Annotated in this window: 13 protein-coding genes; 8 read left to right on the top strand and 5 right to left on the bottom strand. The window is 67.9% G+C overall.

Going from position 1 to position 12462, the window contains the following annotated elements; genetic code table 11:
- Positions 1-10: 10 nt before the first annotated feature.
- Positions 11-958, top strand: a complete 948-nt coding sequence (locus ACXPWS_RS27490) for an antibiotic biosynthesis monooxygenase (protein ID WP_458709681.1) — start codon at positions 11-13, stop codon at positions 956-958.
- Positions 959-973: 15 nt separating this feature from the next.
- Here ACXPWS_RS27490 and ACXPWS_RS27485 read toward each other — a convergent pair whose 3' ends face one another.
- Both ACXPWS_RS27485 and ACXPWS_RS27480 read right to left on the bottom strand, forming a co-directional pair.
- Entirely contained in the window at positions 974-1381 is a 408-nt protein-coding gene (locus ACXPWS_RS27485) for a nuclear transport factor 2 family protein (protein ID WP_458709680.1), read from the bottom strand.
- A gap of 95 nt (positions 1382-1476) precedes the next feature.
- Positions 1477-2094, bottom strand: a complete 618-nt coding sequence (locus ACXPWS_RS27480; RefSeq protein ID WP_458709679.1) for a CYTH domain-containing protein — start codon at positions 2092-2094, stop codon at positions 1477-1479.
- Positions 2095-2283: 189 nt separating this feature from the next.
- Here ACXPWS_RS27480 and clpB point away from each other — a divergent pair, with 189 nt between their 5' ends.
- The 6 genes from clpB to ACXPWS_RS27450 all read left to right on the top strand — a co-directional run bounded on the left by clpB (position 2284) and on the right by ACXPWS_RS27450 (position 9258).
- The gene (gene clpB / locus ACXPWS_RS27475; RefSeq protein WP_458709678.1) at positions 2284-4830 is read left to right on the top strand and encodes an ATP-dependent chaperone ClpB; all 2547 of its coding nucleotides are present in this window, start codon (positions 2284-2286) and stop codon (positions 4828-4830) included.
- Between the two features lie 147 nt (positions 4831-4977).
- On the top strand, positions 4978-5799 hold the full coding sequence (ttfA, locus tag ACXPWS_RS27470) for a trehalose monomycolate transport factor TtfA (RefSeq protein ID WP_458709677.1): 822 nt from the start codon (positions 4978-4980) through the stop codon (positions 5797-5799).
- 6 nt (positions 5800-5805) lie between these two features.
- Entirely contained in the window at positions 5806-6582 is a 777-nt protein-coding gene (locus tag ACXPWS_RS27465; protein ID WP_458709676.1) for an SDR family NAD(P)-dependent oxidoreductase, read from the top strand.
- Positions 6583-7488, top strand: a complete 906-nt coding sequence (locus tag ACXPWS_RS27460) for a hypothetical protein (protein WP_458709675.1) — start codon at positions 6583-6585, stop codon at positions 7486-7488.
- A complete protein-coding gene (locus ACXPWS_RS27455; RefSeq protein ID WP_458709674.1) occupies positions 7485-8129 on the top strand; it encodes a TrmH family RNA methyltransferase in 645 nt (214 codons plus the stop codon). Before ACXPWS_RS27460 ends, ACXPWS_RS27455 begins: the two co-directional genes overlap by 4 nt.
- Before the next feature lie 25 nt (positions 8130-8154).
- Positions 8155-9258, top strand: coding sequence for a glycoside hydrolase family 76 protein (locus tag ACXPWS_RS27450; protein ID WP_458709673.1), 1104 nt, complete (start codon positions 8155-8157; stop codon positions 9256-9258).
- 8 nt (positions 9259-9266) lie between these two features.
- Here the strand turns inward: ACXPWS_RS27450 and ACXPWS_RS27445 are convergent, their stop codons facing one another.
- Both ACXPWS_RS27445 and ACXPWS_RS27440 read right to left on the bottom strand, forming a co-directional pair.
- A complete protein-coding gene (locus ACXPWS_RS27445; protein ID WP_458709672.1) occupies positions 9267-9938 on the bottom strand; it encodes a VTT domain-containing protein in 672 nt (223 codons plus the stop codon).
- A gap of 60 nt (positions 9939-9998) precedes the next feature.
- Positions 9999-10490 carry a lipoprotein LpqH gene (locus ACXPWS_RS27440; protein WP_458709671.1) on the bottom strand — a complete coding sequence of 164 codons (492 nt, stop codon included), beginning with the start codon at positions 10488-10490 and terminating at the stop codon, positions 9999-10001.
- Positions 10491-10617: 127 nt separating this feature from the next.
- Between ACXPWS_RS27440 and fbaA the strand changes: the two genes are divergently transcribed.
- On the top strand, positions 10618-11655 hold the full coding sequence (gene fbaA, locus ACXPWS_RS27435) for a class II fructose-bisphosphate aldolase (RefSeq protein ID WP_458709670.1): 1038 nt from the start codon (positions 10618-10620) through the stop codon (positions 11653-11655).
- Positions 11656-11704: 49 nt separating this feature from the next.
- Here fbaA and ACXPWS_RS27430 read toward each other — a convergent pair whose 3' ends face one another.
- Positions 11705-12418: an Rv0361 family membrane protein gene (locus ACXPWS_RS27430; protein WP_458709669.1), complete on the bottom strand. Its 714-nt coding sequence runs from the start codon at positions 12416-12418 to the stop codon at positions 11705-11707.
- Positions 12419-12462: the final 44 nt, after the last annotated feature.

Raw genomic sequence — 12462 nt, 5'->3', positions numbered from 1 at the left:
AGAGGACGTCATGAGTGCCATCGTTGTCACCATCTTCCACCGCCCCGACGACCCGCGGACATTCGACGCGTGGGCCGAGGAGCTGCTGGACACCGCCCGCGCCGCACCCGGATTCGTCGACGCGGTCGTGTCGGTGCATGCCGATCCGCGCCTTGCGCCGGCGATCTCGGCGACTTTCGCCGCCGAGGTCCAGTTGCATGCCTGGCTGGACGGTCCGGTGCGGACCGAATCGATCCGTACCGGACACCGCCTCGGCGTGCACCCCTGTACCACCGATCTGGTGGTGGTGGAAGGCGAGGTCACCCCACCCGGGACAGCGGTGTTCCGGCACAGTGTGGTCGAGGGCCGGGAGGCCGACTTCATCACCGCGCAAGGCGATCTGACCGAAGCCAGCTCGCAGTTCTCCGGGTACGAGGGCACCGTGGTCCTTCCGCCGGGCGCCGGCCCGCAGTGGATGACGCTGATCCTGTTCCGCACCGAGCGTCTGCTGTCGGGCTGGCTGAAATCCCCGCAGCGCAGCAACGCGCTGCCGTCCCTGCGTTCGGCCCTGGATGACGATTTCTCCACCTTCTCGCACACCACCCCGCTGGGTACCACCGTCCGGTTCGAGAACGGCGAGACCGAGATGACGCCGAGCTGGAAGACGGCGATGCTCGTGCTGATGGTGCTGTACCCGACGGTGATGCTGTTGACGCGGTTCCTCGGCCCGGTACTGGACCGGATCGGGGCGCAGCCCTGGCTGGCGATGTGGCTGAGTGAGGTGGCCAGCGTGTCGCTGCTGCAATGGGTGCTGATGCCGTTTGCGGTGGCGCGGATGCGCCGCTGGCTGGACCCCGTCGACGGAGCCGGGCGGGTGGTGACGGCGCGGGGCACCGCGGTGGTGCTCGCGGTCTACGCGGTGACGCTGGCGGTGTTCGCCGGCATCACCTGGCTGCAGTTCTGGGATTATCCGGACTGAGCTGCGCCGGGCCGATCAGAACTCGCACCACTTCCAGGCGCCGCCCTCGCGCTGGAACGTGATGTCGTCGGGGTCTTCCCCCTGGTTCTCGATGACCGACGTCGCGGTATCGCCGGTGACGTCGAGTTCGGTGATGGTCAGCTCCAGCCGTCCGGAGTCGCTGCGCGCCTCGCGCAGCGCATCCTCGCCGAACTCACTCTGGCCGCGCATCTCGTCGCACATCAAACTCCGCAGGTTTGCATAGTCCCCGGCATTCCAGGCCTGCTCGAACTGGTCGACGACTTCGGCGATCTGGTCCGCGGCCGACCGTTGCCGCGCGTCCGGGGGCGCCGCGGCAGTCCCCGGAATCGCCCGGGCACAACCGGTGAGGGTGAGCAGCAGGGCGGCGGTGGCCAAGCCCACGGTCGACGGAGTGCGGCGCATCGAACCAGTGTCCGCCGATCAGGGCCGAATCCGTGGGAACTCGAATCGATTTGCGCCCAGGTCGCCGACAATCCGGTTGAACCGTCGTCGCCGTTTCAGTGCTCTCTGAATTCGTTGTGGCCGAGGCTGTCGACGAACCGCGGCCCGCTGGCCTCGAGCTCGCGCCGGTACCCGGGTGCCCAATCCCCGAACGGGTGGTGCGCCAGATACTCGTTGCGGAAGCGGTCGTCCTCGGACACCTCGGTGGCGCAGAACTCCGGTATCGACAGGTCGACGACGGGCCCGCCGCGTTCGACCTCGGAGAGCACGAGCGGGGCGTTGGCACCCAGGAACTGGTCGATGACCCAGCCGTCTTCGCCCAGCCAGACCGAGTAGCGGATCTTGGCGACGACATGTTCGGCGCGGCGCACGATCTGGCCCGCGACCATCGGATCGAGCTCCCGCTCGGCTTCGTAGCGGGTGCCCCCGGCCGCCGGTCCTTTGGCGGTCATGGTCCCGATCACCTCATCGCCCAGCAGCTGCACCAGCTCGGCGGGTGGTTTGTGCACGTCGCCGACGGCCGGCCCCTGAACCCGGACGCGTACCGCGTACCCGTCCGCGGCGAACAGGTAGGCCTGGACGATCAGGGCGGGGGTCGGGTCCGACGCCGCGATGGCGGGAAGCTCGTGCACGACGAACTTCCGCTCGAATTCGAAATCGCCGAAGCCAGACATATCCCGACGCTAGTCCCGTCCCTTGAGGAATGCCGCGATTGGCGGTGTCGTGCACCCCGTGTCCGAAACCGTCGGACAGCGGCGGCGAAAAAAGGTAGAGTTGAGCGGAACAGACTCAACCTTGACGACGTTGAACTTGCCGACAAGCATTTTCCCTACCCCTTTTCTGAAGGAAACGGAGGCCCCCGCGTGGATTCGTTCAATCCGACCACGAAGACCCAGACGGCACTGACTTCGGCGCTGCAGGCGGCGACCGCCGCGGGCAACCCGCAGATCACGCCGGCCCATCTGTTGATGGCGCTGTTGACGCAGAACGACGGCATCGCCGCGCCCCTGCTCGAAGCGGTCGGAGTCGAGCCGGCAACCATCCGGGCCGAGGCCGAGCGCCTGATCGCCCGGCTGCCCAGCGCGAGCGGTTCCAGCTCGCAACCGCAGCTCTCGCCCGAGGCGATCGCGGCGATCACCGCCGCGCAGCACCTCGCCACTGAGATGGACGACGAGTACGTCTCCACCGAGCACCTGCTCGTCGGCCTGGCTACCGGAACGTCCGAAGTGGCCAAACTGCTGAGCAACAAGGGCGCCGCCCCGCAAGCGCTGCGTGAGGCGTTCACCAAGGTGCGCGGCAGTGCGCGGGTCACCAGCCCGGATCCGGAGGGCACCTACCAGGCGTTGGAGAAGTACTCCACCGACCTGACCGCCGCCGCCCGGGAGGGCAAGCTGGACCCGGTCATCGGGCGCGACACCGAAATCCGTCGCGTCGTCCAGGTGCTGAGCCGCCGCACCAAGAACAACCCGGTGCTGATCGGCGAACCGGGCGTCGGCAAGACAGCGATCGTCGAAGGCCTGGCCCAGCGCATCATCGAAGGCGACGTACCGGAGAGCCTGCGTGACAAGACGCTGGTCTCGCTCGACCTCGGTGCGATGGTCGCGGGCGCGAAATACCGCGGTGAATTCGAGGAGCGCCTCAAGGCCGTCCTCGACGACATCAAGAACTCGGCCGGACAGATCATCACGTTCATCGACGAGCTGCACACCATCGTCGGCGCCGGTGCCACCGGTGAATCGGCGATGGACGCGGGCAACATGATCAAGCCGATGCTGGCGCGCGGTGAGCTACGGCTGGTCGGTGCCACCACCCTCGACGAGTACCGCAAGTACATCGAGAAGGACGCTGCCCTGGAGCGTCGCTTCCAGCAGGTATTCGTCGGCGAACCGTCGGTCGAGGACACCGTCGGCATCCTGCGCGGCCTGAAGGACCGCTACGAGGTGCACCACGGCGTCCGGATCACCGACTCCGCCCTGGTCGCCGCCGCCACGCTGAGCGACCGCTACATCACGTCGCGGTTCCTGCCGGACAAGGCGATCGACCTGGTCGACGAATCCGCGTCGCGGCTGCGGATGGAGATCGACTCCCGCCCCGTCGAGGTCGACGAGGTGGAGCGCCTGGTGCGTCGTCTCGAGATCGAAGAGATGGCGCTGGCCAAGGAGGAGGACGCGGCATCCAAGGATCGCCTGGAGAAGCTGCGCGCCGAGCTCGCCGACTACAAGGAGAAGCTGGCCGAGCTGACCACCCGGTGGCAGAACGAAAAGGGTGCCATCGACATCGTCCGCGATCTCAAGGAGCAGCTGGACCGGCTGCGCGGCGAAGCCGACCGGGCCGAACGTGACGGCGACCTGGCCAAGGCCTCCGAGCTGCGCTACGGGCGCATCCCCGAGGTGGAGAAGAAGCTCGACGCCGCGCTGCCCGTCGCCGAGGCCCGCGAGAACGTGATGCTCAAGGAGGAGGTCGGACCCGACGACATCGCCGACGTGGTGTCGGCGTGGACCGGCATTCCCGCCGGCCGGATGCTTGAGGGCGAGACCGCCAAGCTGCTGCGGATGGAGTCCGAGCTGGGCAAGCGCGTCGTCGGTCAGCGCAAGGCCGTGCAGGCCGTTTCCGACGCGGTGCGCCGCACCCGTGCGGGCGTCGCGGACCCGAACCGGCCGACCGGCTCGTTCATGTTCCTCGGGCCCACCGGCGTCGGGAAGACCGAGCTGGCCAAGGCGCTGGCGGAGTTCCTGTTCGACGACGAGCGGGCGATGATCCGCATCGACATGAGCGAGTACGGCGAGAAGCACTCGGTGGCCCGGCTGGTCGGTGCGCCGCCCGGGTACATCGGCTACGACCAGGGCGGTCAGCTGACCGAAGCGGTGCGCAGGCGACCGTATTCGGTGGTGCTGTTCGACGAGATCGAGAAGGCGCACCCGGACGTGTTCGACGTGCTGCTCGCGGTGCTCGACGAGGGCAGGCTGACCGACGGTCAGGGCCGCACGGTCGACTTCCGCAACACCATCCTGATCCTGACGTCCAACCTGGGCGCCGGGGGTTCCGAGGAGATGGTGATGGCCGCGGTGCGCTCGGCGTTTAAGCCCGAGTTCATCAACCGGCTCGACGACGTCATCGTGTTCGACGGCCTCAATCCCGAGGAGCTGGTGTCGATCGTCGACATCCAGTTGGCGCAGCTGCAGAAGCGGCTGGCGCAGCGCCGCCTCGTCCTCGAGGTGTCGCTGCCGGCCAAGAAGTGGTTGGCCGACCGTGGGTTCGACCCGCTGTACGGCGCTCGCCCGCTGCGCCGCCTGGTGCAGCAGTCGATCGGCGATCAGCTGGCGAAGATGCTGCTGGCCGGCGAGGTGCACGACGGCGATGTGGTGCCGGTGAACGTCAGTGCCGACGGCGCCGGCCTGATTCTGGGCTGAGGGCGGCCCGGTTGGCCACTTGTGGCTCGGACTCGCGTGAAAGACGAGCCACAAGTGGCCACTGGGATTGGTTGTTCGCGCACGTAATCGGGTTGTGACCTCAACGAGTTCGAGACAACGGGGTCCCAGCAAGTAGGCTGGGACCCGATGGTGCCTCTCTGGTTCACACTGTCCGCACTCTGTTTCACGGGTGCGGCCGTGTTGTTGTATGTCGATATCGACCGCCGGCGCGGGTTGGGCCGGCGGCGTAAGTCGTGGGCGAAGTCGCATGGCTTCGACTACGAGCACGAATCCAGCGAAATTCTTTCCCGCTGGAAGCGCGGGGTGATGTCCACGGTCGGCGAGCACGTCACCGCCCGCAATGTGGTGCTCGGCCAGATCCGCGGCGAGGCGGTGTTCATCTTCGATCTCGACGAGGTGGCCACCGTGATCGCCCTGCACCGCAAGGTCGGCACGAATGTCGTCGTCGATCTGCGGCTCAAGGACATCAAGGAACCCCGCGAGAGCGATATCTGGCTGCTCGGTGCGATCGGCCCGCGGATGGTGTACTCCACAAACTTGGACGCCGCCCGTCGCGCCTGCGATCGCCGGATGGTGACGTTCGCCCACACCGCGCCCGACTGCGCCGAGATCATGTGGAACGAGCAGAACTGGACGCTGGTCGCCATGCCGATCACCAGCAGCCGCGCCCAGTGGGATGAAGGCCTGCGCACCGTCCGCCAGTTCAACGACCTGCTGCGCGTGCTGCCGCCGATCCCGCAGCCCGGGCGCAACGGCGTCGGTGCGCACGCCGGCCAGCCCGCGCTTGCCCGCCGCAACGGTTCGCCGAGCCGTCCGCTGCTGCCCCGGCCCGCCGAACTGCCCGCCGGCCGCGGCGACCTGCCGCCCGGCCGCGCCGACATCGGCCGTTATGTCGACCAGCGCACACCGGTGCGCAATGGCCGGCAGTCCCCGCACTATCAGCGGTAGCGGCCAGTGCCACGTCCCGTCGCGCTGATCACCGGGCCGACGTCGGGTATCGGTGCGGGCTTCGCCCGTCGCTACGCCGCCGACGGGTATGACCTGGTGCTGGTGGCCCGCGATATCGCCCGCCTGGAAGAACTCGCCGCCGAACTGCGCGATCACGCAGGTGCCGGTGTCGAGGTGTTGCCCGCAGATCTGGCCGTCGAAGCCGACCGGCGCAAGGTCGCCGACCGGCTGGCCGCCGGGGTGCAGGTGCTGGTCAACAATGCCGGGTTCGGCACCTCGGGCGAATTCTGGAAAGCCGACTACGCCAACCTGCAATCCCAGCTCGACGTCAACGTCACCGCCGTCATGGCGCTGACCCACGCCGCGTTGCCGCCCATGCTGGCCGCCGGCGCGGGCACCGTCATCAACGTGGCCAGCGTCGCCGGGCTGCTGCCCGGGCGCGGCTCGACCTACTCGGCGTCCAAGTCCTGGGTGATCGCCTTCTCCGAAGGGCTGGCCAACGGGCTGGACGGCACCGGGGTGAGCGTGCACGCGCTGTGCCCGGGCTTCGTACACACCGAATTCCACGATCGCGCGGGTATCGAGATGTCGGGCACCCCGTCGTTGTTCTGGCTGGAGGTGCCCGACGTGGTGCGCGACTGCCTGGCCGCGGTGGCCAAGGGCGAAGTGGTGATCGTGCCCGGGCTGCAGTACAAGGTGTTGACCGTGGGGAGCCGGCTGGTGCCACGAAACCTGGTGCGCGGCTTGACCAAACGGGTCGGTAAGGGCCGCGGGCGGACCTAAATGCGGATGAGGACCGTGTTGGCGGCAGTGCTGGCGCCGATGCTGACGGTGTTGGTCGCGGCGTGCTCCGGCGGTGACGCCGCGGGCGGTCCGTACGGCACCCAGCAGGCGCGGATCGGCCAGTCGCAGACCATTCTGGGCTGGAACGTTTCGATGGCCAACCTGCGTTTCGACGCCGACCGGGTGCTCGTCGACATCGATGCCGCACCGGCCCAGCCCGGCGCCGCACATGCCAAACCCGACAGTCTGCGCGTGGGTCTGTACGGTGCGCTGGCTCACCCGATCGAATCCAACGCGATCGGTGGCTGCGCCGACGCGACCAACCTGAGCCTGCAGCCCGTCACCGCTGCCGACCCCGAACATCTCAGTGGCACAGTCTGTCTGGGGCCGCTGCGGGACCAGAGTCAGGTCCGCGGGGTGTATTTGTACTCGCCGCAGGAACGGATCCCGAAGACGACGGTGGCGTGGCCCGCGGCGTTCCCGGTCGGGCTGGTGCCCACCGGAGACAGCGAGGCGGGCCTGGTGCTGCAGTCCACCAGTGTGGACGGATTCCGGGCCGACGGTACCCAGCTCATGCCGACCGCACTGGGCGATCCGAGCGCGTTTTCCGGCAACGGGTACATGCTGATCGGTTTGTCCGTCGACGGCGCCGCGCAGCGCTACCGCGACGATTCGGCCAAGCGTGGCGGGCCGCTCATGGTGCTCACCGGTCCCACACTGCCGGGAAACGGCCTGTCCCATGCCTGCGCGGCCTACGGGTCCTCGCTGCTGGTGCTCCCCGAGGCCTCGCTGGATGCGGTGGCCATCCGCGCGTCGATGTGCACCCAGGGTGAGATCAACGCCGCGCTGCTCTACCCGACCGTGTCGGTGGTGGGGACGCACGCGGCGCTGTGGACCACCGGGTGACCGGCCCCACCGAGTGGGGTGAGACGCCCGGAGTCGGCCCCTGGCAGGGTCCGCTGCCGGCCGGGGACGACGCGGCCCGCTACGACCCGGAGTTGTTGCGCGACGGCGACAAACGCAACGTCGTCGACGCCTACCGGTACTGGACCCGGGACGCCATCATCGCCGATATCGACACCCGCAGGCACGCCCTGCACATCGCGATCGAGAATTTCGGTAGTGACGCCAACATCGGCACCGTCGTGCGCACCGCCAACGCGTTCGCCGTTCACACCGTGCACATCGTCGGCAAGCGCCGGTGGAACCGGCGCGGTGCCATGGTGACCGACCGCTACCAGCGACTGCAGCACCACGACAGCACCACCGAATTGCTGGATTTCGCTGCCCGGGCAGGACTGACGGTCGTTGCCGTGGACAACGTTCCTGGCTCGGTACCGTTGGAAACCGTTGTGCTGCCCCGTGATTGCCTGCTGGTATTCGGGCAGGAGGGCCCGGGTATCACCCCGGAGGCCAGCGCAGGGGCCGGGCTGACCGTCTCGATCGCGCAGTTCGGGTCGACCCGCAGCATCAACGCCGGGGTGGCCGCGGGAATCGCGATGCACGCATGGATTCGCACCCATGCCGACGTATCGGCGGCCTGGTAGGGACCGCTTAGGGCAGGATCTAGGCATGGATCAGGTGTGGGCCAACCGTGCAGCCAGTTCCGAAGCCGCCATCGCCAAGCGACACCTGAAAAGGCTGTGGGGACTGCCCGGCACGCAGCTGGCAGTGGTGGCCTGGCCGGCGACCCGCAAGCAGAAATCGTTCGGCACCTGGCATTACTGGTGGCAGGCGCACCTGCTGGACTGTCTGGTCGATGCCCAGCTGCGTGATCCGGCGCCGGCCCGGATCGCCACCATCACCCGGCAGATCCGTGGGCACCACCTTCGCAACCTCAAGTGGACCAACGACTATTACGACGATATGGCCTGGCTGGCGCTGGCCTTGGAGCGCGCCGGCCGGCTGGCCGGAGTGCACCGCGACAGCGCGTGCAAGAAGCTCGCCGAACAGTTCCTCAACGCCTGGGTGCCCGAGGACGGTGGCGGTATCCCGTGGCGCAAACAGGACCAGTTCTTCAACGCCCCGGCCAACGGGCCGGCGGGCATCTTCCTGGCCCGCTATGACGACCGGCTGCGGCGCGCCCAGCAGATGGCCGACTGGATCGACGAGACCCTGATCGACCCGGAGACCCACCTGGTGTTCGACGGCATCAAGGCCGGCTCGATGGTGCGCGCGCAATACACCTACTGCCAGGGCGTCGTACTGGGCCTGGAGACCGAACTCGCCGCGCGCACCCAGGACCCCGAACACGCGCCGCGGTTGCACCGGCTGGTGTCCGCGGTGCGCGAGCAGATGACCACCGACGGAGTCATCCAGGGCGCAGGTGGGGGAGACGGTGGCCTGTTCAACGCGATCCTGGCCCGGTACCTGGCGCTGGTGGTGACCGATCTGCCCGGTGACACCGCCGAGGATGACACCGCCCGCGCCACCGCGCGGGACGTGGTGCTCGCCTCGGCGCAGTCGGCGTGGGATTACCGCCAGACCGTCGACGGGCTACCCCTGTTCGGTGCGTTCTGGGACCGCTCGGCCGAATTACCCACGGCGGCAGGCGCGGACGCGCAATCCATCGAGGGCGCGGTGAATGCTTCCGAGATCCCCGAACGTGACCTGTCCGTTCAGCTGTCCGGCTGGATGCTGATGGAGGCGGCACACGCGATCACCGCGGGCGACTGAGGGGCAGATCAGATGGTTTCGGGTGTGTTCTTGGCGGCCTTGCGCCGCTTGTACCACTCCCAGATCATCGGGGCGACGGACGCCACCGCGATCAGGATGAAGATCGGCTCCAGCAATTTCTGGATGATCTCGAACTGGCCCAACCCGTAGCCCAGCAGCGTCAGGCCGACGCCCCACAGCACCGCGCCGATGATGTTGTACAGCGTGAACACGCCGTACTGCATCTTCGCCGCGCCCGCGGTGATCGGCGCCAGTGTCCGCACGATGGGGACGAAGCGGGCCAGCACGATCGCGAACGGCCCGCGCTGCTCGAAGAAGGCGTGCGCCTCATCGAGATACTTCTGTTTGAGCACCTTGGCATTCGGCTTGAACATCGCGGTGCCCAGATAGCGGCCGACGACGTAGCCGACCTGGCCGCCGAGGATCGCGGCGATCGGGATGGACACCAGCAGCTGCCACAGCTGGAAGTTGGCGTTGACGTCCGCCCCGTGCGCGGCCGTTCCCGCGGCCAGCATGCCCGCCACGAACAGCAGCGTGTCACCGGGCAGGACTGGGAACAGCACGCCGGATTCGATGAACACGACGACCAGGATGCCGACCAGGGCCCAGGTGCCGAATTGCTCGATCAGCTTCAGCGGGTCGAGAAAGTCCGGCATCAGCGCCAGGTTGGTGGTGGTCATGAGGCCCAAAGATACCGGCCGGAACTCACCGACGGCTGGACCGCGGTGACCCGAAGACGTTCACGGGCAGGCGACGGCGAGCTGGTAGGTGGTGGGGACGATGCGCGCGGGGTTCGTCGAGTCGGTCCCGTTGCCGGAACCGGTGACGGTCACGGTGGCGCCGTTGCGGTAGGCGGTGGGCGCCTCTTCGGACACGTCGGCGGCATAGCCGATGGAGATGCCGCCGAGATCCCCGATGGTCACCGACCGGACCGAGGGCATGTCGTCGTCGGTGATCACCACCGTGACGCCGAGCGCGGTCTCGCCGATGGTGAACCTGCTGAACCCGTCGTTGCTGGAGCACACCACCGGGCCGAGGGGCCCGACATCGTGCCCGTTGACGATGAGCTGGGCCTGGCCGGGCGCCAAGGCGGTGGCCAGTACCGCGACGGGGGGAGCCGCGGGTGGGGGCGCAGTGGTCGACGTCGGCGCGGGGGCGGTGCGCGGTGCGCAGGCGGCGGCCAGCAGCACGGCGCCCGACGCCAGATAAGCGAGAGCCGGACCGATATGCACCCACGCAACGCTAACCGAGACGGCCGCCGCGGTCCGGCTTCGCCCTGGTTCGAAGGGCCCCAGTGCCAGCGGACGTGCAACTTGTCATACTGACCGGGTCAGCCGGACAGCCGAGAGGAACTTTGCAATGCCCATCGCCACGCCCGAGGTCTATGCCGAGATGCTGGGCCGTGCCAAGGAGCACTCCTTCGCGTTCCCCGCCATCAACTGCGTCGGCTCCGAGAGCGTCAACGCCGCCATCAAGGGCTTCGCGGACGCGGGCAGCGACGGCATCATCCAATTCTCCACCGGCGGAGCGGAATTCGCCTCCGGCCTGGGAGTGAAGGACATGGTCACCGGAGCGTCGGCGCTGGCCGAGTTCGCCCACGTGGTGGCCGCCAAGTACCCGATCACGGTCGCACTGCACACCGACCACTGCCCCAAGGACAAGCTGGATACCTTCGTCCGCCCGCTGATCGCCATCTCGGCCGAGCGCGTCGCCAAGGGCCAGAATCCGTTGTTCCAGTCGCACATGTGGGACGGGTCGGCCGTGCCGATCGACGAGAACCTCGAGATCGCGCAGGAGCTGCTGAAGCTCACGGCGGCCGCCAAGATCATCCTCGAGGTCGAGATCGGTGTGGTCGGCGGTGAAGAGGACGGCGTCGAGGCCGAGATCAACGAGAAGCTCTACACCAGCTCCGAGGACTTCCAGAAGACCATCGACGCGCTGGGCCACGGCGAACACGGCAAGTACCTGCTGGCCGCGACGTTCGGCAACGTGCACGGCGTGTACAAGCCGGGCAACGTGGTGCTCAAGCCCGAGGTGCTGGCCGAGGGTCAGAAGGTGGCAGCGGCCAAGCTCGGCTTGCCCGAGGGCTCCAAGCCGTTCGACTTCGTCTTCCACGGCGGGTCGGGCTCGCTGAAATCCGAGATCGAGGATTCGCTGCGTTACGGCGTGGTGAAGATGAACGTCGACACCGACACCCAGTACGCGTTCACCAGGCCGCTGGCCGCGCACATGTTCACCAACTACGACGGTGTGCTCAAGATCGACGGCGAGGTCGGCAACAAGAAGGTCTACGACCCCCGCAGCTACCTGAAGAAGGCCGAGGCGTCGATGACTCAGCGTGTCATCGAGGCCTGCAACGACCTGCACAGTGCCGGCCGGAGTGTGTCGGCGGGCTGATGCCCTTCGCGGTTTCGGCGCGCTCACCCGCGGGTGAGCGCGCCGAAATCTAGGAGTTCTGGCAGATCTTCCACTGCTCGTCGCGGAACTGCAGATCGAAGCTGCGGGTGGAGCGGGTCTGCGGCGCATATGCCATGAACGTGGTCACGTTGGCCTCGGCGTGGTCGTCGTGCACGATCACCTGGTCGATGCTGGCCACCACCGGGTACTGCTTGGCCGCGGCCACCCTGGCGTGGGTCTCGGCCCAGGCCTTGTCGTTGTACTGCACGTAGTCGTCGCGGGTGGCGCCGCAGGTGATCGAGCGCAGCGTCGCCAGATCGCCCTTCTGGATCGCACCGTCGAAGTTGCCGATGGTGCTGCGCACCTGGTCCTCCCTGGACACCGCGGGCGTGCTCTTGCGGGTCAGCAGCACGGTGCCGAGGATGGCCAGCGCCACCAGTGCCGCGATGACCAGCACCACCGCGATGACCCAACCCCAGCTGCGCCGCGCCCGAACCGGCTTGGCGGACTCGATGCGGGGCGGAATCACTTGTGGCGCAACGTTTTTTGGTCCATCACTGGTTTGTGCCGCCATCAGTTCGGTGGCGTCGTCGACGGAGAAGATCTCGGTCGGGGGCTCGGGCACCGCGTCGATGATCTGGGTGGATCCGTCGAAGCCGGACGGCGCGGTGAACCGGCGCTCGAGCCCGTCACCGTCGGGTGTGCCTTCTCCTGTTCGGCTGGCGGATTCCTGCTCTTCGTCCGGCCCTGTTGGGTTCGACATCCCTACTGCGGTCCTCCCTTGCCGACGCTACTGCGTAAGCCTAG

This window comes from Mycobacterium sp. BMJ-28, from assembly GCF_054404835.1.
This window is presented reverse-complemented; position numbering and strand designations above follow the sequence as displayed.